This is a genomic window from Microbulbifer maximicatervae (SeqCode) (assembly GCF_052467225.1).
Genome location: NZ_CP174303.1, coordinates 2,938,961 through 2,964,287 on the forward strand (window position 1 = coordinate 2,938,961; position 25,327 = coordinate 2,964,287).

Below are 25,327 nucleotides of genomic sequence, written 5' to 3' on the forward strand. Positions count from 1 at the left end.
GTTTAGGAAGCAGCTAATCTTACTCCATCTGTTTTGCCCTCCGACAATTTCACGGGCTATTCAATCATGATTGCTGACCCCGCTCCGAATATCCGCCCCGATTACGATCAGGTGATACAGGATATCGCAGATTATGTGCTTCATTTCAAAGTGGGTTCCAGTGATGCTTGGGAAACAGCACGGTTAAGCCTGATGGACTCCTTGGGGTGTGCCTTTCTGGCGTTGAGTTTCCCTGAATGTACAAAGTTGTTAGGACCCTGGGTGGAGGGAACCTGGGTGCCGAATGGGGCCCGGGTACCTGGCACCCGGTTTCGCTTGGACCCGATAAAAGCGTCATGGGACATCGGCTGTACAATTCGATGGCTCGATTACAACGACACTTGGTTGGCGGCTGAATGGGGGCATCCCTCTGACAATCTTGGGGCAATATTGGCCGTTTGTGACCACCTGTCGCAAGGGCGATTAGTTAAAGGGGGAAGCCCAATAAAAATGGGCGCGGTACTCGAAGCAATGGTCAAAGCCTACGAGATTCAAGGTGTCTTGGCATTGTCTAATAGCTTTAATCGGGTTGGGCTCGATCATGTACTACTGGTGCGGGTTGCTTCTGCCGCTGTGACTGCCTGGCTTAAAGGTGCTGGGCGGGAGGAAGTAATGGCGGCGGTGTCTCAGGCGTGGGCGGATGGTGGAGCATTGCGGACCTATAGGCATTCCCCGAATACTGGATCACGCAAGTCCTGGGCTGCAGGTGATGCCAGTTCCCGCGGGGTTCGCTTGGCTGATTTGGCGATAAGTGGAGAAATGGGAGTGCCCGGAGTACTTACGGCAAAGCAATGGGGTTTTTATGATGTCCTGTTTAGCAAGACAAATGCTGAGCAGCAACTGAAACCACCATCAGAGCGCAATTTTCAGTTCCCCAGAAGTTTTGGCTCCTATGTCATGGAGAATATCTTATTCAAAATTTCTTATCCGGCTGAGTTTCACGGTCAAACAGCTTGTGAGGCGGCAATTATTTTACATCCACAGGTTGCAGAGCGTATCGATAATATTACTAAAGTAGTGGTGACCACACATGAATCAGCCCTTCGGATCATCACTAAATCAGGTCCATTAAATAATCCGGCAGATCGGGATCATTGTTTGCAATATATTGTTGCAGTGGCGCTTATTTTTGGTGACTTACAGCCAGGTTTTTATGAAGATGATTTTCATCGCGATCACAAAGAGATCGATATCTTGCGGGACAAGATTGAAGTGATAGAAGATAAAGGTTACTCAAAAGATTATTTAGACCCAGATAAGCGTTCTATAGCCAGTGCGGTACAAGTATTTTTTAAAAGTGGTGACGCATCAGAAAAGATTGAAGTTGAATATCCGATGGGACACCGCCGTCGCCGACGGGAGGGGATTCCGTTATTGGAAGATAAGTTCCGTAGTAATTTAGCTACGCGATTCCCTCAAGGGCGGGCTAACAAAATTTTTGCAGCTATTAATGATCTTCAAGGGTTAAAGCAGTTGTCAGTTAATCGCTTTATGGATCTATTGGTTATTTAGAAGGCTCCTTAGGAAATTCCAGAGTGAAAAAGACGGCCAAAGGCCGCCTTTTTCATTGCTCAATCTTCCCCAAGCGGCAGAGTCGCACTTTCCAATTTGGACCGCCACATTTAAGGAATGATTAGAACTTGTATTCAACACCAATACCGGCGTAGCTGCGATCGTAGTCTTCGTCAGCAGTTTCGTCGGTGTAGAAGCCGAAAATTTTGGCTGCGCTGTTGAATTTATAGTCTGCGCCCAGGCTGAAAGTCTCGCCGCCTTCTTCTTTGATATCAGACTGGCCGTACTGGGCTTTCAGAGTCCACTGGTCCAGTTTGTAAGCTACAGAGCTCATCCAGCCGTCGACAGTTTCGCCGCCGTCAGCATCTTGCTCTTCGAACAGGGCGCCTACTTGTACAGGGCCGATGTTGTACTGAGCTACAAAACGATGAACGTCAACGTCCTGACCTTCAACGTCCTGGTCCATAGCGTAGGCCAGGTAAACACCGTTGTTGTCATAGGCGACAGACATGGAAACGCCGTTGTTGCGTTCTTCGCCGGTAGTTTCGTCAATAACTTCTTCTTTGTTGCTGATGAAAGCCGCAGAAGCTTTGAAGCCACCGAAAGAAGGAGTAGTGTACTGAAGTGCGTCTTCTTCGCGGTTATCGCTGCTGGTGATCAGGCTCTTGATATCGCCTTCGAGGTCGTTGAACAGGTCAACTTTCTTCTGGGCAACTTTCAGGGGAGTATCGAACTTACCAGCGATGACCTGGCCAAAGCCGCCTTCCAGACCTGCGTAGATGTTGCGCTGGGAGAAAGTATCGTCAGCGTCACCGTCCATATCTACTTCGTATTCCATACGGTAGATACCTTTAACGCCTTCAGTCAGGGCTATTTCACCCTTAACGCCCAGGCGGGAAGCGTTGCTCTGAACGTCAGTGACGGAATCGTCACCTTCGTCAGCAGCCTGGAAGGTGACGTTGGCTTTGCCGTAAAAGTCGAGTACATCGCCTTCATCTTGGGCGTTGGCCAGAGCAGGTACCATGGCAACGATGGCCAGAGAGAGAGCGGTCTTATTCATAATCGTCTCGCACAGTTTATGGTTTTGGGTTGAAAGGTGCCTTCCGTGTCGTCCTAGTTGGCTGCCTTTCGATTTGGTGCGGATTCTGCGTTTTGAATATTACAAACATGTTAAAAATGGCATTTTTCTTAAAAATATGTGACTGGCCAGTGCTATGAATGGCAGGTTAGCTAGCCATATTAAGGTTTTAGGCGCCTGAAGCGGCGGTTCGCAATCATCGTTGATTTGAGTGAAGGTGGTCAATAGTTGAACAAAAAGATGGTGTAAGGGATGGCGCTGGGGTTGGAATTATGGAGTTTTCGTGAGCGAATTCAGCGGCTTTCTCGCCTGCTGGCTAAGGCGAGAGGCATTGTCGTCTACATGGGGCCCAGCATATATCTTTGGGTCTATTCGCTATCTATTATCGCAGTGGGATGTCTTGCCCGATTACCCGCTGAAAGCACTCTGTGGGCACTGTATCTCTCTCTAGCCTTGTTTGCCTGGGTGGTAATACGCCGCTGGCGCCCCCTTGCTCTGATCTTTCTCTCCTTTATTGGTGCGACCTGGGCACTCCACTCTCATGAAGCATCGCTGGATCGCCGGCTCCCCCTCGGTGCACATGGTGCGGACTTCGTACTTCAGTTGAACCTGGTCTCGCTGCCTGAATTAACTGAGGGGGGAGGGTTTGGCGCTAGTTCAGAATCACAAACGGTGCGTTTTCGCGCTCGAGTTGTGGATATTGTTTCCAGTTCTTTAGGTGAAGAGGGTGGCCAGTTAGCACCGCCAGAGCTACCTATCGGAAGCCTTCTCAACCTAACCTGGTATCGAGTTGACGATGAGGCTCTGGCTCGCCTGCGGGGTGGCTCTCAATGGATATTGCCTGTGCGATTGAGAACTCCCAGGGGGAGCGTTAATCCACATACATTCGACTATGAAGGCTGGCTTTTGCGAGAGGGAATTACGGCAACAGGGTATGTTCGCCCCCGCGATTATCCTCCTCAGTGGCTGGGGCAGGGGAATGGCATTATCGGGTTAAGGGATGAATTGCGCTCCCTAATTAGTCAGTTACCGATCCAGCGACCGGACCTGATAGCTGCGCTATTGCTTGGGGATCGCAGTCAGTTGAGCGAAGGTGATACCGACCTGCTTAAAAGGACAGGTACGGGCCACCTTATTGCCATATCCGGCTTACATGTGGGCATGGTAGCCGGTTGTATTTTGTTGATGAGCACCGTACTGGCAAAAGGGATTGGGCTTTTTACGGGCACCAGCCGTTTTGGTATTGCGATAGGACTCGCCTTGGTGGCGAGCCTTGTATATACCTTGATCGCCGGCGTTCCTCTATCCGCGCAACGTGCGCTTGTAATGACCTGGGTGCTGTTGCTGGGGTGGCACTGGCGGCGCAGACTGGGAGCGGGTTTTGCTTTCTCATTGGCACTGGCAATAGTGCTTACCCTGCAGCCACTGGCTTTTTACAGTGCTGGTTTTTGGTTGTCCTTCGTGGCCGTCGGGAGTCTGCTTTTGGGGTTTAGTGGGCGAATTAGCTTAAGTCGAGAGCCGCAATGGAGGCCGAAGGCTGAGGCCTCTGGTGCTGTAACCTCATGGCAGCACCGGTTTTCCCAATTATCGTTATGGCAGTTGTTGCGAAGCCAGTGGCTGATTGCAATTGGCCTGTTTATCCCATCGATAATATATTTTTCAGGCTTTAGCCTTTCAGGTGTATTGGTCAATCTTGTAGCGATTCCCTGGATGGGCCTGTCTATTTTGCCATCACTTATGTTAGGTGCTGTATTTATTGATACTCAGCTGGGTGTTTGGCTGCTGCAGTTCGCAGGTTGGCAATTGGATCTGCTGATGACTGCACTCAATATTGTCGATCATTCGATACCGGGGTTTCGTGGTTTTGCGATTGCCTCCACTGCATTGGCGATAGTCATTGCCGGGCTTGGCGCGGTGCTACTTTTGCTGCCTAAAGGGTTGCCAGGGCGTAAGTTGGGCTGGTTATTTTTTCTTCCAGTTGCTCAGCCCTGGCTTTCTACATTGGCACCGGCAGATGAGCGTTTGAAATTATCAGTGCTGGATGTTGGTCAGGGGTTGTCAGTAGTTATCAGCACCGGAAAAAGCCGTATTGTTTACGATGCAGGGCCTTCAATCCCCTCGGGCTGGAGCGCGGGAGGTTCGATAGTGGCTCCCTACTTGATGAGTAGCGGAGGTAGTGAACTCGATGTACTAATCGTCAGTCATGGAGATAGGGATCATGCCGGCGGCGTGGAGGGTTTACTTAGAAACATTGAGGCAAAAAAGCTGTATGCTCCGGGGACTTTAGCTAGCAATTTACCATTATCGCCAGCCACGATTACTGAGCAATGTCGGGCAGGAACGGAAGAGCAACTGGGAGATATATCATTTCGATGGTTGTGGCCTTCCTCAACAGCACAGGGAGAGGAATTACTGGATGGTGAGGAAAACGATCACAGCTGTGTAATTTTGGCTGAGTGGCAGGGGGTGCGTTTACTGCTTACTGGGGATATCAGTCGTAAGGTTGAATATCAACTGTCTAAAATGTATCCACAATTTTCTGCTGTTGACGTACTGATTGCGCCCCATCATGGTTCCCGCTCTTCCTCATCGGTCGCTTTTCTCGAATGGGCCAGACCTAAACGGGTTGTATTTAGTGCCGGTTTCCGCCACCACTTTGGCCACCCACACACCGATGTTGTGAAGCGCTACCAAAACTTCGGTGCCAGCATTTTCAGTACTGCGGAGAGCGGGGCGGTAGAATTTTTCTGGCGAGCCGGAGAACAAGAGCCGCAAATTTTACAGGCTCGTTTGGCACCACGGTTTTGGTATGCGAGTCACAACAGGGAATAAGGATGCGTGGGAGGACTTAGCCGCCGGCACCAGCTGTGATAAAGTGCTGCTCCACGCATATTTAGATGCGCTAATAAATTTTCCGATGAAGCCTTTCGCTGTTTGGGACTAAAAAAGTGGTAGAAGAAACAAAACTATACGATTTATTAATGCTCGGCGGCTGGTTGATGGTACCAATCATCCTTTGCTCTGTAGCAGTTTTAGCTATCTGCGGAGAGCGTTTATGGACTTTGCACTCACAGCGCATTGCACCGAATACCCTTCTAGGGGAAGTTTGGGGTTGGCTCAAAAACAACCAGATCAATGCTGAAAAATTAAAGGAGCTGCGTGACTCCAGTCTATTAGGGAAAATCTTTGCTGCGGGTCTTTCCAATTCTCGCCACGGTCGCGAAGTAATGAAAGACAGTATTGAGGAGACTGCTAGTCAAGTAGTTCATGAGCTTGAGCGGTTCTTAGGTGTTCTCGGTACTATTGCTGCAGTGGCGCCGCTAATTGGCCTGCTGGGGACTGTGATTGGCATGATTGATGTATTTGCGCAAATTGTAACTCAGGGTACAGGTAATCCTGCTGCCTTAGCTGGTGGAATCAGTAAGGCCCTGATTACCACTGCTGCTGGCTTGACCGTAGCGATTCCGGCATTGATGGCGCATAGATACTTCCAGCGTCGCGTTGACACCATTGTTGTGGCAATGGAGCAGGAAGCGGTCAAGCTTGTTGATGCCTTGCATAGCGATCGTAAAATCGAAGTCGCAGCCTGAGCGGGGTAGCAAACGATGCAATTCCGCCGCCAAACCACAGAGCAGGAAGGGGTTAACCTGACACCACTTATCGATGTGGTATTCCTGCTGTTGATTTTCTTTATGGTGTCTACAACCTTCACCAAGGAAAGCCATCTTAAGCTGAACCTACCTGAAGCAGCAGGTCCTCAGTCTGTTGACCAACCAAAATATGTAGAGATTTTGATCAGTGCTGATGGTTCTTATTCAGTAGATGGACAAGCTTTGATCAATAAGAAGATCAACACCCTCAAATCTGCGCTGTCGGAAGTTTCCGCAGGCGAGTACAATCGCCCGCTTGTGATAACCGCCGACGCCACCGCTCATCACCAAGCCGTGGTTCGGGCAATGGATGCCGCTGGACAGCTAGGCTTTGTCAACCTAAGCATTACTACACGGCAGCCGGAAGAAAACTAGCGCGGAACCCTGTAGGGAGCTGACTTACCTTCGGTTTCTGTGCCCACTCGCCCCAGTTGGGGCGAGTCCATTCATTGGTCTGTATGAAGAAAGTAAAAGCGCCCCCCAGCAAACCGCAAAATGGGGCGGAAACTTACCGTCGATTGCTCACTTATGCCCGCCCGCACATGGCGATTTTCGGGGTTGCGGTACTGGGCTTCTTCCTGTTTTCGATCATGGGCGTCAGCCTGATTGCTGTGACCGAGCTGTTGCTCGATGCAGTGGGGGCTGGTATCCAAGAGAGTCGCGGGTTTCTCTCAAAGTTTGTAGCATCCTATTACCCCGATGGAGTAATGCCCCAGGAGACTGCTCGTTGGCTTGTACCGCTTGCAATGTTGCTGATTATTGTCCTTAGGGCTATTGGCAATTTTGTCGGCAGCTATGGTTTAGCCTATGTGGGCCGCGCAGTGATCCACGAGTTGCGAACACAGCTATTTGAGAGAATTGGCCAGCTTCCCAGCTCCTATTTTGACCGCTATACCGGCGCTTACCTGATCTCAAAGGTTTCATACAATGTTGAGCAGGTAACCAACTCCATCACCAAGGCGGTGAAGGTACTCTTCCGGGAGTCGTTTACGGTAATCGGTCTCTTGACCTACCTGTTACTGGTGAACTGGAAGCTGACTTTAACCTTCTTCCTTTTTGCCCCCTTGATCGCCGTTATTGTGCGCATCGTGGGTAAGCGTTTCCGCAAATTAAGCCATCGCATCCAGAATTCTATGGGCGACGTTACCCATGTTACCCAGGAGGCGATCAATGGCTATCAAGTGGTGCGGATGTATGGGGGGCAGGATTACGAGAAATCCCGCTTCCTCTCTGCCAGTGACAATAACCGTCGGCAGTTTATGAAGCTCGTAGTAGCAAACAATGCCAGTGTTTCTGTAATTCAGATACTGGTTGGTTTGTCTACCGCAACTATTGTCTGGCTGGCTCTGGCACCGGGTATGGTTGAGTCCATGACTGCTGGGGTTTTTGCCGCCTACATTGGTGCGGCTGCATCCCTGGCCAAGCCGGTGCGCAGCCTTTCCGAAATTTTTGCTGATATCCAGAAGGGTATTGCGGCAGCGGAGAGTATCTTCGAGGTAATGGATGCTCCCAGAGAGCCCCAGGATGGTGAAGCTCAGCTACCTAAGCCAGTGAATGGCACAGTAGCTTTTGAAGGGCTTGAGTTTAGCTATGACCCGGCAGCACCCAAAGTACTCTCCGACATCAGTTTCGCGGTAAATCCGGGAGAAACGGTGGCCCTGGTGGGTGCATCTGGCTCCGGCAAGAGCACGCTGGTAAGTCTGCTGGCTAGGTTTTACGAGCCGACAGGTGGACGTATCCTGGTCGATGGGGCTGATATTTCCAAGGTGCCTCTTAAAGAGTTGCGCCGCCATATCAGTATGGTTTCCCAAAATATCGTGCTGTTTAACGACACTGTATATCGCAATATTGCCTACGGTGAATTAGAACATGCACCCAAGGAAAATGTTCTGCGTGCTATGGAGCAGGCACATGCAGCTCAATTTATTGAAGAGCTGCCTGAGGGGGCGAATACGGTTCTGGGGGATAATGCGCAGATGCTCTCCGGCGGCCAGCGCCAGCGCTTGTCTATTGCCCGCGCCCTGCTTAAGGATGCGCCCATACTGATCTTGGATGAGGCCACCTCAGCACTGGATAATGAATCGGAGCGCCATATTCAGGCGGCTCTGGCTGAAGTCATGAAAAACCGCACTACGTTTGTTATCGCCCATCGCCTGAGTACGATCGAGAATGCCGATCGCATTCTGGTGATGGAGAAAGGTCGAATTGTAGAGAGCGGGAATCACGCAGAGCTGCTCGCCCAGGGTGGTCGATACGCATCTCTGTTACAGCAGCAAACGATGGGGTAGGGCACCTGGATGTCACTGGAAGACTGGTTTAACAAGCGCTGGTACCCCGAAAAGGGTGAAGGTCGCTCGCTCTCCCTGCTCACCCCGCTGGAATTACTCTATGGGGGGGTGAGCAAGCGGCGCCGGGTAATGAGTTCTCGCACGCCACCGGAGCCCTTATCAGTTCCTGTCATCGTCATCGGTAACATCACCGTTGGCGGTGCGGGTAAAACGCCATTGGTGGCGGAGCTGGCTCGCTGGCTAAAGGAGCGGGGTCGCAATCCGGGGATTATCAGCCGTGGCTATGGTGGTCGTGCAGAAAAATATCCTTATCAGGTGACTGCCCAATCCCACCCCCTGGAGTCCGGGGATGAGCCGCTGATGCTGCACTTGATCACTGGTGTGCCGGTGATGGTTTCTCCCAATCGCACCGAGGCGGCGCAGGCCCTGATCGACTATCACCAGTGCGATGTTATTTTGTCTGACGATGGGCTGCAGCACTATAGTTTGTGGCGCAGCTATGAAATTTGTGTGGTTGATGGTCATCGCGGTTTGGGCAATGGCCATATGCTGCCCAGAGGACCTCTGAGGGAACCGGTGACGCGCCTGCAAAGCGTCGACATGCTGGTTAGTAATGGAGAGCCAGAAGCCAAAGTCAGGGATCAGTGTGGTGGGCTTTTAGAGTTTGAAATGACACTCGAGCCTTCCTGTTGGCACCAGTTTAACCTCGATCAAACCTCCACATTGCGCCTGCCATCAGGGCCTGAGGTGGGGCCTTGCCACGGGGTGGCAGCGATCGGTAATCCCAAGCGGTTTTTCCGGTCACTGCAAGCGCTAGGGTTCGAGGTGACAGAGCAACCTTTTGACGATCATCATCAATTCAGCCCCCAGGAACTGCATTTCGATGGAGAAACCCCAGTGATTATGACCATGAAAGATGCGGTGAAATGTCGCGATTTCTGGGAGAGTCATTGGTGGGCGCTTGAGGTGCGGGCCAAGTTGCCAGACCTTTTTTATCAAAAAGTACACAAGCACTTGCAACAATTTAGTGAAAATGAAAAGTAACTCTTCTTTCGACGTCATTATTCCCGCACGCTATGGCTCCAGCCGCCTGCCAGGCAAGCCCTTGGCTGATATCGGCGGCAAGCCGATGGTGGAGCATGTTTATTTGCGTGCCCGTGAGAGCGATGCTCAGAGGGTGGTTATCGCCACCGATGATATGCGTGTAGCGGAGGTGGCTCACGGCTTCGGCGCCGAGGTGTGTATGACATCTGCCGAGCATGCCTCGGGAACTGACCGACTGCAGGAGGTGGCTCAGAACCTGGGCCTTGCCGAGGACCGCATTTTGGTCAATGTGCAGGGCGATGAACCCTTGATACCCGCCGAGGTGATAAATCAAGTAGCTGAAAACCTGGCGGCTAGCAAGCGAGCCGGCGTTGCAACCCTGGCGGAACCCATCACCTCAGTGGAGGATTTTCGCAACCCGAATATCGTCAAGGTAGTGACAACAGAGTCCGGGTTGGCCAGGTATTTTTCACGAGCGCCAATCCCATGGCCCAGAGATGCCTTTGCGATGGATAGCAGTGAACTGCCAAGGGGCTTGGAACCTCGTCGCCATATTGGTATCTATGCTTACCGTGTTGCGCTATTGCGCCAGTTTGTCTCCTGGCCTATGGCCCCGCTAGAAAAGTTCGAGGCTCTGGAGCAGCTGCGTTTTCTTTACCACGACCAAGAGATTCACGTAGCGGATGCCTGTGCAGAAGTGCCCGGTGGCGTAGATACAGAACAGGATCTTCAGCGTATGCGAGAAGCCTTGGCCTGATGTAGAACCTAATGATTGAAGCCAATATCGATTTACAGCCCCACAATACTCTCGCGATTTCAGCAAACACCGCTTATTTTGCGCGTGTGGAAACCCTGGATGAATTGCGTGAGGCTTTGAGCTTTGCGCAGCAGAAGCGTTTGCCGATTCTGCCGTTGGGTGGGGGCAGTAATATCGTATTAACGGGAGACTTTCCCGGGCTTGCCATTCAGGTCGGGCTGCGAGGGCTAACAATTACTCCCAATGGTCGTGGCGGTACGATTGAGGCGGCGGCCGGGGAGGGGTGGCACCAGCTGGTTATGTCTACTGTCGAGCAGGGGATGGGAGGCTTGGAAAACCTCGCGCTGATTCCAGGTAAAGTGGGTGCAGCCCCAATCCAAAATATCGGCGCCTATGGGGTAGAGTTGCGAGACTGTTTTTGCAGCTTGCAGGCCATGGAAATTTCTACAGGTGCACTACATAACTTTTCTGCGCCGGACTGTGAGTTTGATTATCGGGACAGTGTGTTTAAAGGGCAGTTGCGCGATCAATTTATTATTACCCAGGTTAACCTTCGCCTTGCGCAAGATTGGCAGCCCAAGGTAGCTTACCCGGCTCTACAGCAATTTATTGACCAGCAAGGTTGGGATTGTAACTCCTTAACACCCGCGCAAATTTCCGCTGCGGTTATCGATATTCGCAACAGTAAATTGCCGCTCCCCGATCAAATTCCCAACGCTGGCAGCTTCTTTAAAAACCCTGTGGTGAATGCGGACATTTACCAAAACCTAAAATCGGAACATCCCGATTTAGTAGCTTATGCCAGCGGTGAAGGTTGGAAGCTGGCGGCAGGTTGGCTAATTGATCGCGCTGGTTGGCGGGGCAGGCGGCAAGAAGCGGTTGGAGTTCACCACCAGCAGGCATTGGTTTTGGTTAATCCCGGCCGGGGCCGGGGTGATGAAGTGACAAGATTGGCTCGCGCTATCGCTTCTGATGTGCAGGCTAAGTTTGGTGTTACCCTGGAGCCTGAGCCGCGCTATTACCCTTAATCTATTCAAGATTGTTTGCATGAGGGTGCGGACAATCCCTTCTTTTATTCTTCACTGAATTGCAGTTAGCAAGTACCCAATAGAAAAGTGCAAATTATTGGGTGGGGTTGGCAGTTTTCAGCCTGAATATCAGTAGAGAATTGTTCTAGTTGTTGACGATTATTTTGTTATAACGAATTCAACCTCTTACATTTTCTCATATTCCGATTTCTTTCATAAATATTTTCTGCGATAAAATGAATCTTCTATCGCAAATTTTGCGGAAGTGCTCATCTTGATCGCAGAAAAATTAATTGGTACGTTTTTACGCTATAATTAAATGTTATAAAGGCAGCAAGATCCTGTGGCCAAATGTCTGTTCAGCAGCATTTGAAACGGTGCTTCTGCTTTGCAGTAGCGTTTTTGTCTGGTATGTTGCGGTTGGGTTCCGGGGGGACCTACACGGGGTAGTTTCACCGTGAGCTAAAAAGAAGAACGCAGTTTATAGAGCTCGTGCGTTGGGGATGTATACGCGGCGTAGCCACTGCACTTATCCGTAGTTGGGGATAGCTTGATCAAAGTCTTAGTGGTGGATGATCACGATCTTGTGCGAATGGGCATTTCGCGCATGCTGGGTGATGTTGAGGATATAGAAGTCGCCGGAGAGGCAAACTGTGGCGAGGAGGCCCTGGAATTCGTTCGCCGGTCTAATGTTGATGTCATTCTGATGGATGTAAAAATGCCAGGAATGGGCGGCCTTGAAGCGACTAGAAAGCTGCTGCAGCGGTGCCCGGAGGCAAAGGTTGTTGCCGTTAGTGCACTCGATGATGATTTATTCCCGGGCCGCTTGATGCAAGCTGGGGCAATGGGTTACGTGACTAAGGGCGCGGACCTTGAAGAAATGGTTCGAGCGATACGGACGGTTATTTCAGGTGGTGTGTTTATCAGTAATTCCATGGCAACCAAAATGGCGATGCGCAGTGTCAGTGGCCAGGATGATCAGCAATCTCCGTTTGAAAAATTATCCAAAAGGGAATTGCAGACTGCAGACATGATCGTCAATGGCGCCAAGGTTGCGGATATTGCAAAATCTCTCTCGGTAAGCCCCAAAACGGTGAATAGCTACCGCTACAGGATTTTTGAGAAGTTGGATATTAATAGTGATGTAGAATTGACGATCCTCGCTGTTAAACACCAAATTCTCGACCCAGATGCTGCACTTTAATTGAAAAGTGGCTGATTTCTTAAAATATTGAGGCCGGTTGCCAGATGTTCGACAGCAAGCGTTTCCTCGCGACAGTAACTCGCAAACCCGGCGTCTACCAGATGTTCGACGCCGAAAATAAAATCCTCTACGTAGGGAAAGCCAAGAACCTTCGCAATCGGTTGTCGAGCTACTTTCGCAGCTCCGGACTAACGACAAAAACCATGGCGCTGGTGCAGCGTATTGGAAACATCGAAGTCACCGTTACGCGCAGTGAAACCGAAGCCCTGGTGCTTGAACAAAGCCTGATCAAGTCCCAGCGGCCCCCATACAATGTGATGCTGAAGGATGATAAAGGGTACCCTTATATCTTTCTTTCCAGCAATGACACTTTCCCCCGTATTGCATTCCACCGTGGTGCCAAGCGCAAGAAAGGCCGATACTTCGGACCTTTTCCAAATGCATCGTCGGTTCGCGACAGCCTGAACTTTCTGCAAAAAACTTTTCGAATCCGCTCTTGTGAAGACAGTGTTTTTCGCAACCGTTCAAGGCCCTGCCTTCAATATCAGATAGAGCGCTGCACCGCTCCCTGTGTCGATTTTATTTCTCCCGAGGACTATCGCCAGGATGTTCGCCACGCAGAGATGTTTCTCACGGGTAAAAGTGACAGCATTATCCAGGAGTTGGCCGATCAAATGGATGAGGCATCCCGGGCGCTGGAATTTGAAAAAGCCGCGAGACTGCGGGACCAAATTTCCGCGCTGCGTCGTCTACAAGCGGATCAGGTAGCTGAGGGGGCAAGTGGCGATGTGGATGTGCTGGGGATAGCCAGTGAGGGCGGTAGCTGTTGCGTACACGTTCTGTTTGTCAGGCAGGGGCGAATTCTGGGGAGTCGCAGTTATTTTCCCAGTGAGCGCCTGGGACTCACACCGCCAGAGCTACTTTCCGCATTTGTCCCGCAATTTTACCTGGGCAGTCCCCGAGAGATCCCCCGTGAGATTTTAGTGTCAGAGGCCTTACAGGATCTCGAACCACTTCAACAGGCTCTTAGCGAGCAGTGTGGTCGCGATGTTGGTATCACCCATAAGTTGCGTGGCAAGCGGGCCACTTGGGTTGAGATGGCGCAACAGGCAGCACAACAGAATTTGACTAGTCGAACTGCAGCCCAGCAAAAACTCTACAACCGTTTCGAGAAGCTACAGGAAGTATTAGAACTGGAGCAGCTCCCGGAGAGGCTTGAGTGCTTTGACATCAGCCATTCTTCCGGTGAGGCCACGGTTGCGTCCTGTGTTGTATTTGATACCGGAGGCCCGGTGAAGTCGGATTATCGCCGATTCAATATTGAGGGTATCCAGGCGGGCGATGATTATGCGGCAATGGGGCAGGCGCTAAAGCGGCGCTATACGCGCCTTTCCGGTGGCGAGGGCAAATTCCCCAATATCCTGTTGATCGACGGGGGGAAGGGTCAGGTTACACAAGCGGTTGAAGCTCTGAATGAGCTGGGCATTGTCGGAGTGCAAATTATTGGTGTTGCCAAAGGAACTACACGAAAAGCGGGCTTTGAAACATTACATGTGGTTTCCAGTAACAAAGAGCTTGTACTCTCCGCCGACTCATCAGCGCTGCACTTAATTCAACAAGTGCGAGATGAAGCGCACCGCTTTGCTATCGCTGGCCACCGGGCAAAACGGGATAAAAAACGCAGGGAGTCTCCACTGGAAGGTATCGCTGGAGTAGGGCCTACTCGCCGCAGGGCGCTGCTGCGACATTTCGGAGGTCTGCAAGAGCTAAAGCGCGCAACAGTGACGGAGATTGCCAGCGTGGATGGTATCAGCCGGAAATTGGCTCAGGATATATACTCGGCACTACACCACGAGTAGAACAGGATCGAGCTGGCGATTAAATGGCCAGTTTTTTCCAAAGCGTTTCATTTTGCGCGATGGCTTGATAACGTACGCCCTCCGCAAGAATAGAGAAAAGTATGACAATCGCCAATCAACTGACACTGTTACGTGTTGCTTTGATCCCATTTTTTGTTTTGGTTTTCTATTTGCCGTACAAGTGGAGTTACATTGCTTCTGCTGCAATTTTTGCAGTTGCCGCAATTACCGATTGGCTTGATGGCTATCTCGCCAGAAAATTAAATCAGAGTACTGCCCTCGGTGCCTTTCTGGACCCGGTTGCCGATAAGCTAATGGTGGCTACTGCATTGGTCTTGCTGGTGGGACTGCATGACAATCCGCTGTTTGCGATTGCTGCGGCGGTGATCATTTGTCGAGAGATCGCGGTCTCTGGGTTGCGGGAGTGGATGGCTGAGCTGGGGCAGCGCAGCAGTGTTGCCGTTTCCTATGTAGGCAAAGTCAAAACCACCGCACAGATGGCAGCAATTCTTGTTCTGCTTGCCTTCGATGTTAGAGAGTTTCCGGTGATGGAAACTATTGGATATCTGCTGCTCTATATCGCTGCCGGCCTCACCTTGTGGACGATGGTGATGTACTTGCGCGCCGCATGGCCGGCCCTTATGGCCGACAGCCGAGATAAGTAGATAGAGGGGAGTTACTTCTCTCACGAAATTGGCGCCTCGATTCTGGCATTTGCTGGAAAATGAGGCGCTCTCTACCCCGCTTAAACTCGCTCTTTCTCTTCCAAGCCCCTGCGCTCCTCTAAATTGTTAGATACTTTTCTGCGATCTATAGGAAGCTCATGTCCGTCAAAAGCCACCTGATTATGATCTGGCTGCTTTGCATCACTCTCAATGTCGAGGGGCAAGTTGTACACGATGCCGAGTTTTATATTCTCAAGATGCAAAACGGCGAACGTTGGGATCAAGAGGATGCGGAGCTTGAACAGCGCTTACAGCAGTTGCGGCAGAAATATGGACAGCCACCGAATATAGTATTCCTGCTATGGGATGACACTGCATTTGGAGCTGTTGGCTTTCCTGCGTTACAAAAGAACTTTGGCTACTCAACGCCAAATCTAAACCAGATGGCTTCAGAGGGTATCAACTTTACCCGCATGTACTCTGAGCCCTCATGCACACCAACCCGCGCTGCTGCGCTCACCGGACGGCTACCGGTGCGCTATGGCATGGGTGAAGTGGGTATGCCCCATGAGTTTTCCGGTCTACGCGCAGAAGAAGTCACTATTGCGGAGGTACTTTCGCAGGCGGGTTATACGACAGGCTTTTTCGGCAAGGGGCACCTTGGAGATATCGAGGAGAGTTATTTACACAATCAGGGGTTCGATGAGGCGTTGTTCACTCCGATGAACCAGATTACCTCCCTGTTTAACCCCCAGGCAAATGTAGCAAATGCGGTGCTGGGCATGTTCCCCGAAATCTATCCACCTGATCCCTATCGGTTGGACAGCCCTGGTCTGATTCCCGCTGGCTGGGTAATGAATATTGAAGGGAAAAAGGGACAACCCGGGCGGGAATGGTGCGGAACATCCAACGAGTGCTTCGCTAAGTTTGATCCAGAAGCAGAACAGAGAACGCTGGCGTTTATTCGTCGCAGTGCAGAGCAGAAGAAACCGTTTTTCGTTGCTTACTGGCCCAATCTCCTTAATTTCATGGCGATGTATAACCCCAAGCGCTCGGTAGCCGGGCTGATGGTTGCCGATGCTTTCCCGGCGATGGATAACTTTGTCGGGGTGCTGATGCAAGAATTGAAAAGCTTAGGGCTCGCTGAAAATACCTTGTTCGTTGCAATGGCGGATAACGGCCCTATGGTTCACAGTCCGCCGGCGGGGTGGGGAATGCTGCCCATGTTGTATCGGGGTGGCAAAGGGGATTTTACTGAGGGCGGCGTTCGCGTACCTGCTTTTGCCTGGTGGCCAGGAACTATCGAAGCGGGACAAACGGCAGGAGATATTATTCATATCACTGACCTGTATACGACTTTCGCTCGCTTGGGTGGAGCAACTGATGCTATTCCCACGGATCGCGTCGTTGACGGCCTCGACCAGACCGCTCTGTTCCTAAACGGCGATACTCATGGCCGCCGGGATTATGTATTCATTTATACGGGTAAGGAATTGGGGGCAACAGTAAAGGGGCGATATAAGAGGCATTGGCTGGGAGCGGGGGAGGTGGCAGGGTCGGGGATGCCGGAGGCTTATTACGATTTATATATGGACCCCCGGGAGGAGTCCCCGCAGTTGGTGCCGTTAATTTACACCCAGGGCCAGTTCAATCATATGGTGGCTCGCCACCGTTTATTCAAACGTAAATATCCAGACGTAGCCAGCGGCAAAGGCATACCCTATACCGGGCTGGCCAATGCGCGCCCTGAGACACAGGCTATTGGTGAGCGCGTGCGCGCAGTCATCAGTGAGATGCCATTCACTGTTGAAGACTATCTCGAGTATCAAATCCCCGGTGCCGACAAGGTCGGCGACTGGGGAGATTAAAACGCTATATCCAAAGTGAGTAGGCTTGGACTAGTGGTAGAGGCCCAGATTCTGATTTAGTCGAACTTCGCCACTTCGCTGCACTGTAATGGAAGGCACAATGGACCTGCTCAGGCCAATCTTTGCCTGAAGTTCATAGGGTACCGATTGCTGCCCACTATTCGCTAATTCAGCGGCGGCGAATAGAGACCCCATCCAGCTCGCAGTTGCGTCTACCGCGATGTCATCCTGGCCATAGGGGGCAATGGGCAATAAGTTGTTTGAGGTTCCTGTCATCACTTTGTGGCCGGCAAGACTGAGCTTGTAGTAGATCCCGGAGAGGGGTAGCTCTTGGTTGTTGGGGTTGAAAATGCGCAAATGGATTCTGAAGCGCAGATCGCTGCCGACGGCAGGAGGAAGCGGCTCCAGCCCAATAATCTCAACCTCTGGCTGCTGAAAACTGGGCGATAAAGCGGCGCAACCACCCATGAATAGAGCGAATAATACGAGTAAGTTCAGTTGTAAAAGTTTAATCACTGCTTGTCCTTCATTTTTCTCTCTTCTGATAAGTGCGAGGTTGGTGTCCCAGCGCTTATTCCACGACCACCACAGTTTTATTTCTCTTGCTTGCTTATTGAGCAACCGCTCGAATTGCTTCATTCTGCGATCCTGATGGATCGAAGAAGGTTGTTGCCTCTGTGCAAACTTCCCCATGGATTTCTACTAACGGAGACAATAGATGAGCAAGTGGTTCATTCTTCTGACAACAATGGTGGTGATATTGTTCGCCAGCTGGAAATGGCTTTTGCTTCCGGCTATTGAAAAGTCGATGAACAAAGTAGAGCCGGGCAAAATTGCAGCGCTGTCATCTGAGGCTAAAGCGCTACACCAAAGTCTATTGGTAGGTGATCTCCACGCAGATAGTTTCCTGTGGGCCAGGGATTTGAGGAAGCGAGCCGACTATGGTCATCTGGATCTCCCCCGGGCGCGAGAAGGTAACCTGGGTATCCAGGTCTTCACATCAGTTACCAAGTCTCCCCGGGGGCAGAACTATCAGAAGAACTCCAGCAAAGCTGGCGATAACATAACCTTATTGGCCATTGCTCAGGCGTGGCCAGTAAAGGCGTGGGGCAGCCTGTATGAGCGGGCGCTCTATCATGCAGAGCGTGTTAATGCGCTACAGCAATCTGCGCCTGACCAAATACGTATCGTCAAAAGTGCGGCAGATTTACAAGAGGTGCTTGTAGCAAGGAAGCAGGGTGGAGAGGTTTTGGCCGCACTCCTTGGCACTGAAGGTGCCCATCCTTTGGAAGGGAAGATCGAAAACATCGGTCGCCTATACGATGCTGGCTTCCGAGTGATGGGGTTGCAACACTTTTTCGACAATGAGCTGGGTGGCTCCCTGCATGGAGAAAGCGGGCAGGGTTTGAGCGCATTTGGCCGGAAAGCAGTGCAGGAGATGGAAAGGCGCTCTATTGTGATTGACGTCGCCCACTCCTCCGAGCAGGTCGTCCGCGAAGTTTTGGATATTGCCGAGCGCCCAGTGATTGTTTCCCATACCGGGCTTCAAGGGGCGTGTAACTCACGCCGGAATATCAGCGACGAGCTAATGAAGGAGATAGCGGGTAAAGGAGGCTTGATTGGAATTGGTTTCTGGCCTGGTGCTGTCTGCGATACAAGCCCCACGAGCATTGTTAAATCTATTCGTTATGCCATTGATACACTGGGTGTGGATCATGTCGCATTGGGGTCGGACTATGACGGTAGTGTAAAGGTTGCATTTGACGTAAGTGAACTGGGCGTGCTTACCGCAGAAATGCTTCGGCAAGGGTTTACTGAAGAAGAGATCCGTAAAGTAATGGGTGAGAACCTGAGAGATTTCTTCCTTACTCAACTTCCCAGTTAATATCATATAGGAAGGTTGAATTTAGATTCCGCAGCTCTCTCAAGAGATATATTAGCGCTGGCATTTGATAGCTCACTGTTCTGATGAGTTTGTTATTACCAGCGCAATACTTGCACTCGTATATGGTTAAAAATAAATATACGTTCTGCACTTATCCAAACGCAATTTCAACTGGAAATTCGTATCATATTTTGACTTTAATGCCCTGAATGGCCAATTGAAATTAAGTGTAATCAAATTCCGGTTTACTTTTTAAAATGGCTTAAAGCTAAAAAAGCTGCAAACAAATTGATAGAGATAAAACTGTAGGTGAGAAAAATAGAACATGGACCGCGATACTGCGGATAGGCAAAAGTCCACTATCTTTAAAGAATAGGGAGACCTCCATGTTCAATCCGAAACTAACAGAAACAGAATTTCTATTGGATCAAGCAAATTACATTCAACCCGGTGTCCACAATGATGTAAGGCGCGGAGTTTGTTACGCATTATCCTACATGTGGGTGAGACTCGGCTTGCAACCCGGCGGCCATATAAATATGCACCTCCAGGCAGGATTGCAACAGCGTTACCACAATACAGGAATTGGAAACGCTCTTAACAGAGCAACTCCAGGTATGTTTTTAAGGGCTGTTGGCGGGTCGACCACCACCTTTGGGCAGCCTATCTATACAATGCAAAGGGCAATTTCCGCGCAACAGCAGATCCAGGGAAATGTGATGGGTATATCGTCAGGGTTAAGGACGATTTGTCGGACAGATGGGTATACCGAGCACTGTATCGCCCGTGGGCATCAGTTGAATCCATTTGAGCCTTTTTCCACATTTTTGCGATGGATACGGCAGGGGATGGCCCGCCTTAATCAAGGCTTTGCATTGATAGGATTCCTGGGCCCCAACAGCGGCCATGCAATTGCAATTCAAGTACAGAATGGTAATACCTGGAGGCTTTTTGACCCCAATTTTGGTTCCTTTGTATTTAACGGATACAACCGCTTTAAGGCCGAATTACATCAGCTGGCTTTGATATACCTGGCGATGGGCACTGCTGGTGGAAGCTGGATGATTTCAACTTTTAGATAAGTTAGTAGGCTTGTTTTATTGTCTAGGTATCACAGGGTCGCTTAGGCGACCCTGTGCGTTGAGTTTAAGTGCAAGCGTATACTAGAGAATTTAGACCGCAGTAAAAGTCCTGATGAGTCAATTAGGGGGATTAGTCTGGCACTCCCAGTGTTAATATTGACTACTTGGCAGCGATGCACTCAATTTCAATTTGGGCGTCCAGCGCTAGGGACTCCACTGCAAAGGTAGTCCTTGCAGGGTAGGGGGAGGCAAAAGCTTTCTGGTAGATGTTGTTGAATTCAGGGAAATTCTTGATATCTGTTAAAATGACCGTGCATTTAACAACATCTTTCATTTCGTAGTCGTAGCGCTCCAGAGTTTGCTTTATGTTGTCTAGAGTCTGTTTGGTCTCCGCAGCGAATCCCCCTTGGGCTAACCGCTTAGTCTCCGGTGAAAGCCCTATTTGGCCAGAAAGAAATAGCTGGTTGCCAACTTTTACAGCCTCTGAAAATGGTAGCTTTGAGACTGATCCTGTTGGGTTCAGGAATTTAACCTGCTCAGCGTCCTTTGCATAGCTGAAACTGGAAAGCGTAATAGTGAAAAATGTAGAAATTAATGCATTTATAGATGATGTCTTTATCTTCATTGGAATCTTTTTTTGTAAGTTTTTCATAAAAGCTGGGGCCGGTATATCTTGCGGTCGATTATTTTTTGTTCTTGGTGATTACCTCAAAAACTTAGATGGGTTTCTGGAGCAAGTGTGTATTGGAGCTTTTGAGTAACCACCTTCGCTTTAGTTGAGTATAACCAGCTGGAGCGAGCTAATTGAATTAAGGTACTAAAGGGTATATTGGGTGGTGATTATACCTGCAATTTGTATCTAATTTGTACGCATTGGCGACAGCGATGAATGCGAGAGTTTTCTTGTATTATGAGCAGCTTAATCCCATTGCTTACCTGAGTGCCACTTTTAACATTGCTGGATTATTGAATAATAGTACTCTGGAATGACTGACTCGGTAGCGCTGCTATTCGGGTGCGCTATTCTCTCCCTAAGCCAATCGAGCTTAAGCGTTGTGTTGAGTGGACCGATCTCTTTTAATTAACAGTTAGGTAAACCACCGCCTCTGGCGGTGAGACTTGACAGGGCTCTGCCGTTCCGGCGTGCAGAGTAAAAATATGGCCTCCATGAACCGGCAAGTTCTATAAGGGGGCCATATGCGAGATTGGCAGTGCCAAGCTTACGTGAAACATTATTGCAGGTACCACGTGGTGTTTGTGCCCAAGTATCGAAAGAAAGCGTTATTTGGGACATTAAGGCGGGAGATTGGAGCAATATGTCGAGACTTATGTCGTCAAAAGGGCATTGAGTTGGTCGAGGAGTACGCAATGAAGGATCACATCCATATGTTGTTAATGATTCTTCCGAAGTTCAGTGTTTCCAATACGATTGGGTTTCTGAAAGGGAAATCTGCGATCCAGATATTTCGGAAGTACAAGCATGTACAGAGAAATTTCACAGGAAGACACTTTTGGGCTCGGGGCTACTGTGTGAGTACATCAAAAATCAAGAGGTTGAAGAGCGCCGCCAAGAGCAGATGCGACTGGCAGGGTTGTAACTAGCCCCCTCTGGGGGCTTTCACCATACCACCCGCTATGCGGGTGGTTGCTGATTTCCCAGTCTATCTTTTGAATGGAAGCTCCTTCGGGCTGAGCTGGTCTAGAATACTTTAAATTTCCTTTGGAAGTAATTAAGAGTATAGAGTTTTGGGTGGCTTGTAGATGATTCTGATTAGTGTGATAGGTCGTTCCAACCACCTAGATTAGATAGTGTTAATGAGTTAACGATACTTTTCTATTTCTTGATTTTAGAGCCTTTAGATTTTGATAGGTAACAGACCCTTTTAAGGGGTGCGTTGGTGATGTCTCTCTAATATAATGATGGAATTGCTGATTAATGCCAGCTAGCCGGAAAATAATATGCGTGAAGAAAAAATAAAAAATTGGAGTGAATTTGATTCTTTACTTGAGAGTAAGAGTTTTCGAAAGTGGATTTTTAGGGGACAGTCGTCTTCAGGCTGGAAGCTGGAAAGTTCTTTGTATCGAGCATTTGATGAAGCTCAGATACTGTTTCACCTGAAGAATGGTAAGAGAAAGCCTATAGACAGAATTGAGCACGAAAAGGTAATGATAGACCGGTTTAAGTGCGCTGCTCATTTATATCTGGATCACCTTCCTCAAGCAGAAGATCAACTAAGTTGGCTTTCTTTAATGCAGCACCATGGAGCCCCAACTAGGCTCTTGGATTTTTCATTCTCCCCCTATATTGCTCTTTTTTTTGCTTTAGAGACAGGCGAGGATGACGCTGCTGTTTACTGTGTCAACCATAGGGCCATCGAATCTGTTGATGACGAATATTTTGGAGAGCGTCGAGGGAAAGTGTATTCCAATATCCTTCTTGAAGAGAGACCTTCGAATACTTGCCTTTTTGCATTTGAGCCCAAGTTTTCTAATCAGAGGTTGCTCTCTCAACAAGGGCTATTTGTAGCTACAAATTTTATAGATGATAGTCATGAAACTATCTTGAGAGAATATTTAATTGAAGGTCAAGATGCAGTTAAGATAATTATCCCTGCTGAGTTAAGGTATGAAGGGATTCGTAAATTGCATAAGCTAAATATCAGTTCCACTATTGTATATCCTGGTTTAGATGGGTTCTGTAAAAGTATGAGACGACAGCCTATTTTTGGTCTTGAGTGGCAAAAGAGGGTCGGGGCTCTGGAGTGAAACATAGCTATTTAATCGTAAGCGGTGGGAGTGGTTTTTTGCAATAGCCTGTATTTGTTCCTCCTGTTCACATCCTGTACGACCCCTTAAAACAATAGAGGGGGCGTCATGCGCCTTATTCTACCTTTTATGCTATCCGCAGCCCTATCTGGTTGTTTCGAGGCAGAAGCCAATGTCAACGAATATGACCGCCACGAATGGCTGCCACGCTGGTCTGATGCTGACCGAGACTGCCAGAGTACTCGCCATGAGCTGCTAGTTCAGTTCTCCATGGCTCCAGTAACCTTCACCAATGACAAGGAGTGCACGGTAGACATCGGCCTCTGGCTGGACCAATATACCGGCCAATTTTTCAATCTGGCCTCTGACCTGGATGTTCAGGCTGTAGAAAAACTAATTTATGTCTTTGCTTTCTTAGATGTGATCAAATATTAACCATAAATGGTGATTCTACGTGAATTCTGATCTAGCTTTCACTGATGAGTAGGCTATTTTTCACGTAGAAGCACAATAAGAAAAGAGGGCTGAGTTTTTCTACACCCTCGTTGAACACATCGTGCCGCTGTCCTGGGCACATGGGAGCGGTGGTGTCAACTGTACTGTAGAGCTAAAGCGTCAGTTTGCAGAAGACCCTGAGAACCTGTGGCTGGTCAATGATGGCCGGAACCAAAGCAAGGGAGACAAGGGCCCGGACGAGTGGATGCCACCCTATGAGCCCGTCCAGGCTATCTATGTGCAGCGCTTCATGGCGATAGTGGAGAAGTATGGGCTGGAGTTCTCGCAGGAAGAGTCAGCCCAGATTCTGGCACTTCTGGAAGTGTGAGGCCTTACAGCTCTAAGAGGTCGTAGTCAGCCTTGGTTCTTAGAGCTGTAGCTTTACCATCATTGATGAGTTTAATCGGGCCTTGGCAGTTAAGGCCCAATGAATTTTCAGGATTGTGAGGAGCTACAGCAAATAGGCGGTGTCGTTCTTGCAGGCAAAAGTCAGCGTGCTTCATCGTTCCGCTTGATGTGGCTGACTCGACAATGGCTGAAGGTTGAGAAAGCCCCACCTGAATTCTGTTTCTAGCTACAAAGAAATGCCTTTGAGGTGCTACACCTTCAGGGTGTTCTGATACCCAGACGCCGCCAGCCTCAAGTATCCTCATCGCCAGCTTATAGTTTGCTCGGGGATTTGCAGTATGTAGGCCATGGGCAAGTACAGCGATAGCGTCACCCCTGGCCGCCAAAGCGCCCTCATGGGCGGCAGCATCTATCCCAAGGGAAAGCCCACTTATGACAATATTACCTTTCGATACAACATAGCCGGCGATTCTTCTCGCGATCTCTAGGCCGTTTGGTGATGTATCCCGGGATCCTACTATCGCAACGCCAGGTCGACTAAGGAGGCTGACATTACCGCGAGCGTACAGCTTTGCTGGCGGATTGGGGGCATTTTCCAGGCCGATTGGGTACGCTGGGTTGTCACGTTGGATCTCAACTATTTCCAATATGAAACCGTTTTGAAGAGAGATAATATTAAAACTACATTCGCAAAGAGTGTGCAAGTCAATACGGTTTGAATAAAGATAGCTATCAAGGGCTAGTTTTTTTGTTAGTCACTGTAAGTCAGTCTATTGTTTCAATACTGGATCAGGTCTCCTCTTAAGGCTATATAAAAATCCCATCTTTCTTGACTTTTGATAATTTTTATTTGAAAACTTAAGCTGCAAGTGATGTGGAAATCTCAAGATTTTTTGGGTTATAAGGGTGAATTTTTAAGTTCTACCACTCCGGAAATTAAAATATTGTGCAGAACTTATCTGCTGGTCTAATCTTTTTTAGGTCTTTGTGTGGATCGAATCTTGCTTTCTTTTTATCCAGTATTTGATGGTGTGTCGTCGAGGAGGCTAACTTTTATTTTAAGTAAATTGGAGGCTGGAGATATGTGCTTTTGGGAAAGAATGAAAGCTCATGCTGATGGTGATAATACACTTGGAAATTTAACAATGCTTTATAAGTTATCCCATACTCAGCTTGACAGTAAAGTGGATGGCTACCGACCGAAATTGATTTATGCGAGGGAGGCAACTGGTTGTTACACGTTTACGAAAGTAGATTCGCCCCCTGACGATGCAGTTGAGGGCAGCGTACAGAGCGTTATTTGGTTGCCTTGGCTAGATGGACATGTGACTGCTGCTCATCGTTATAGGTATGAGAGATTAAATACAGTTGATTATTTTATGACAACACAGCTGTCTGGTTGTCGTTTTACTGTAACTGATGACGTTGTTTTACATATTGCAAACAAACCAGCAAGGAGAGAAGGACGTACTCCTGGTGATAGAACAAACGCGGAAGCAAATGCGCTGAAAAAAATGGGCTCTACTGGTCGATCACGTAGACTATCTATGTCACCAATTAGTGGTGATACTGATACTGATACTGATACTGATGCTGATGGTTATTCATTTAGCTACGCCGGTACCAGCAGAGCTTATGTGTTTGGGTACCGTCAAGGTGTGAGGTGGACCTATCGTGCTTTGGTCCAGGGAGGGGCAGGTGCCAAGGACGGGAAGTGGATAACGTTGTGTTAGTAGTTTTCCTAGCTGTAATTCTAGGT

At 49.3% G+C, this 25,327-nt stretch carries 21 protein-coding genes and 2 pseudogenes; 19 read left to right on the forward strand and 4 right to left on the reverse strand.

The window, feature by feature from the left end; all coding sequences use genetic code 11:
* Positions 1–66: 66 nt before the first annotated feature.
* Entirely contained in the window at positions 67–1,551 is a 1,485-nt protein-coding gene (locus ACJJIZ_RS12945) for a bifunctional 2-methylcitrate dehydratase/aconitate hydratase (protein WP_444913674.1), read from the forward strand.
* Between the two features lie 121 nt (positions 1,552–1,672).
* Here ACJJIZ_RS12945 and ACJJIZ_RS12950 read toward each other — a convergent pair whose 3' ends face one another.
* Positions 1,673–2,611 carry a porin gene (locus ACJJIZ_RS12950; protein ID WP_282932674.1) on the reverse strand — a complete coding sequence of 313 codons (939 nt, stop codon included), beginning with the start codon at positions 2,609–2,611 and terminating at the stop codon, positions 1,673–1,675.
* 270 nt (positions 2,612–2,881) lie between these two features.
* Between ACJJIZ_RS12950 and ACJJIZ_RS12955 the strand changes: the two genes are divergently transcribed.
* The 11 genes from ACJJIZ_RS12955 (at position 2,882) to ACJJIZ_RS13005 (ending at position 16,992) form a co-directional block, all read left to right on the forward strand.
* Positions 2,882–5,461 carry a DNA internalization-related competence protein ComEC/Rec2 gene (locus tag ACJJIZ_RS12955; protein ID WP_444913675.1) on the forward strand — a complete coding sequence of 860 codons (2,580 nt, stop codon included), beginning with the start codon at positions 2,882–2,884 and terminating at the stop codon, positions 5,459–5,461.
* A 149-nt stretch (positions 5,462–5,610) separates the two neighbouring features.
* On the forward strand, positions 5,611–6,219 hold the full coding sequence (locus ACJJIZ_RS12960) for a MotA/TolQ/ExbB proton channel family protein (protein WP_444916206.1): 609 nt from the start codon (positions 5,611–5,613) through the stop codon (positions 6,217–6,219).
* 15 nt (positions 6,220–6,234) lie between these two features.
* Entirely contained in the window at positions 6,235–6,654 is a 420-nt protein-coding gene (locus ACJJIZ_RS12965; RefSeq protein WP_444913676.1) for an ExbD/TolR family protein, read from the forward strand.
* A gap of 83 nt (positions 6,655–6,737) precedes the next feature.
* Positions 6,738–8,567 (forward strand): lipid A export permease/ATP-binding protein MsbA, encoded by a 1,830-nt coding sequence (gene msbA / locus ACJJIZ_RS12970; protein WP_444913677.1) that lies wholly within the window; start codon positions 6,738–6,740, stop codon positions 8,565–8,567.
* Between the two features lie 9 nt (positions 8,568–8,576).
* A complete protein-coding gene (lpxK, locus tag ACJJIZ_RS12975; protein ID WP_444912975.1) occupies positions 8,577–9,611 on the forward strand; it encodes a tetraacyldisaccharide 4'-kinase in 1,035 nt (344 codons plus the stop codon).
* Positions 9,601–10,368: a 3-deoxy-manno-octulosonate cytidylyltransferase gene (kdsB, locus tag ACJJIZ_RS12980; RefSeq protein WP_444913678.1), complete on the forward strand. Its 768-nt coding sequence runs from the start codon at positions 9,601–9,603 to the stop codon at positions 10,366–10,368. Before lpxK ends, kdsB begins: the two co-directional genes overlap by 11 nt.
* A gap of 11 nt (positions 10,369–10,379) precedes the next feature.
* Positions 10,380–11,396: a UDP-N-acetylmuramate dehydrogenase gene (gene murB / locus ACJJIZ_RS12985; RefSeq protein ID WP_444913679.1), complete on the forward strand. Its 1,017-nt coding sequence runs from the start codon at positions 10,380–10,382 to the stop codon at positions 11,394–11,396.
* A gap of 550 nt (positions 11,397–11,946) precedes the next feature.
* Positions 11,947–12,600: a response regulator gene (locus tag ACJJIZ_RS12990; RefSeq protein ID WP_413665673.1), complete on the forward strand. Its 654-nt coding sequence runs from the start codon at positions 11,947–11,949 to the stop codon at positions 12,598–12,600.
* 44 nt (positions 12,601–12,644) lie between these two features.
* On the forward strand, positions 12,645–14,459 hold the full coding sequence (uvrC, locus tag ACJJIZ_RS12995; protein ID WP_444905361.1) for an excinuclease ABC subunit UvrC: 1,815 nt from the start codon (positions 12,645–12,647) through the stop codon (positions 14,457–14,459).
* A gap of 101 nt (positions 14,460–14,560) precedes the next feature.
* Entirely contained in the window at positions 14,561–15,124 is a 564-nt protein-coding gene (gene pgsA / locus ACJJIZ_RS13000; RefSeq protein ID WP_413665675.1) for a CDP-diacylglycerol--glycerol-3-phosphate 3-phosphatidyltransferase, read from the forward strand.
* Positions 15,125–15,282: 158 nt separating this feature from the next.
* On the forward strand, positions 15,283–16,992 hold the full coding sequence (locus tag ACJJIZ_RS13005; protein ID WP_444913680.1) for a sulfatase-like hydrolase/transferase: 1,710 nt from the start codon (positions 15,283–15,285) through the stop codon (positions 16,990–16,992).
* 30 nt (positions 16,993–17,022) lie between these two features.
* On the opposite strand, the gene ACJJIZ_RS13010 is transcribed toward ACJJIZ_RS13005, so the two are convergent.
* Complete coding sequence (locus tag ACJJIZ_RS13010) at positions 17,023–17,631, reverse strand: LEA/WHy family protein (protein ID WP_444913681.1); 609 nt, start codon at positions 17,629–17,631, stop codon at positions 17,023–17,025.
* Positions 17,632–17,710: 79 nt separating this feature from the next.
* Between ACJJIZ_RS13010 and ACJJIZ_RS13015 the strand changes: the two genes are divergently transcribed.
* Together ACJJIZ_RS13015 and ACJJIZ_RS13020 are read left to right on the forward strand one after the other, a co-directional pair.
* Positions 17,711–18,877 carry a dipeptidase gene (locus tag ACJJIZ_RS13015; protein WP_444913682.1) on the forward strand — a complete coding sequence of 389 codons (1,167 nt, stop codon included), beginning with the start codon at positions 17,711–17,713 and terminating at the stop codon, positions 18,875–18,877.
* A 386-nt stretch (positions 18,878–19,263) separates the two neighbouring features.
* A complete protein-coding gene (locus tag ACJJIZ_RS13020) occupies positions 19,264–19,959 on the forward strand; it encodes a YopT-type cysteine protease domain-containing protein (protein WP_444905356.1) in 696 nt (231 codons plus the stop codon).
* Between the two features lie 160 nt (positions 19,960–20,119).
* On the opposite strand, the gene ACJJIZ_RS13025 is transcribed toward ACJJIZ_RS13020, so the two are convergent.
* Complete coding sequence (locus ACJJIZ_RS13025) at positions 20,120–20,584, reverse strand: RidA family protein (RefSeq protein ID WP_444913683.1); 465 nt, start codon at positions 20,582–20,584, stop codon at positions 20,120–20,122.
* A 572-nt stretch (positions 20,585–21,156) separates the two neighbouring features.
* On the opposite strand from ACJJIZ_RS13025, the pseudogene tnpA reads away from it, so the two are divergent.
* The 4 genes and pseudogenes from tnpA to ACJJIZ_RS13045 form a co-directional block, all read left to right on the forward strand.
* A pseudogene (gene tnpA / locus ACJJIZ_RS13030) lies at positions 21,157–21,498 on the forward strand (IS200/IS605 family transposase); the annotation flags it as partial.
* A gap of 420 nt (positions 21,499–21,918) precedes the next feature.
* Positions 21,919–22,725, forward strand: a complete 807-nt coding sequence (locus tag ACJJIZ_RS13035) for an FRG domain-containing protein (RefSeq protein WP_444913684.1) — start codon at positions 21,919–21,921, stop codon at positions 22,723–22,725.
* 108 nt (positions 22,726–22,833) lie between these two features.
* Positions 22,834–23,160: a hypothetical protein gene (locus tag ACJJIZ_RS13040; protein WP_444913685.1), complete on the forward strand. Its 327-nt coding sequence runs from the start codon at positions 22,834–22,836 to the stop codon at positions 23,158–23,160.
* Positions 23,161–23,272: 112 nt separating this feature from the next.
* Positions 23,273–23,548, forward strand: a pseudogene (locus tag ACJJIZ_RS13045) (GmrSD restriction endonuclease domain-containing protein); the annotation flags it as partial.
* A 4-nt stretch (positions 23,549–23,552) separates the two neighbouring features.
* Here the strand turns inward: ACJJIZ_RS13045 and ACJJIZ_RS13050 are convergent.
* Positions 23,553–24,215: a DNA-processing protein DprA gene (locus ACJJIZ_RS13050; protein ID WP_444913686.1), complete on the reverse strand. Its 663-nt coding sequence runs from the start codon at positions 24,213–24,215 to the stop codon at positions 23,553–23,555.
* Positions 24,216–24,557: 342 nt separating this feature from the next.
* On the opposite strand from ACJJIZ_RS13050, the gene ACJJIZ_RS13055 reads away from it, so the two are divergent.
* Positions 24,558–25,301 (forward strand): hypothetical protein, encoded by a 744-nt coding sequence (locus ACJJIZ_RS13055; RefSeq protein WP_444913687.1) that lies wholly within the window; start codon positions 24,558–24,560, stop codon positions 25,299–25,301.
* Positions 25,302–25,327: the final 26 nt, after the last annotated feature.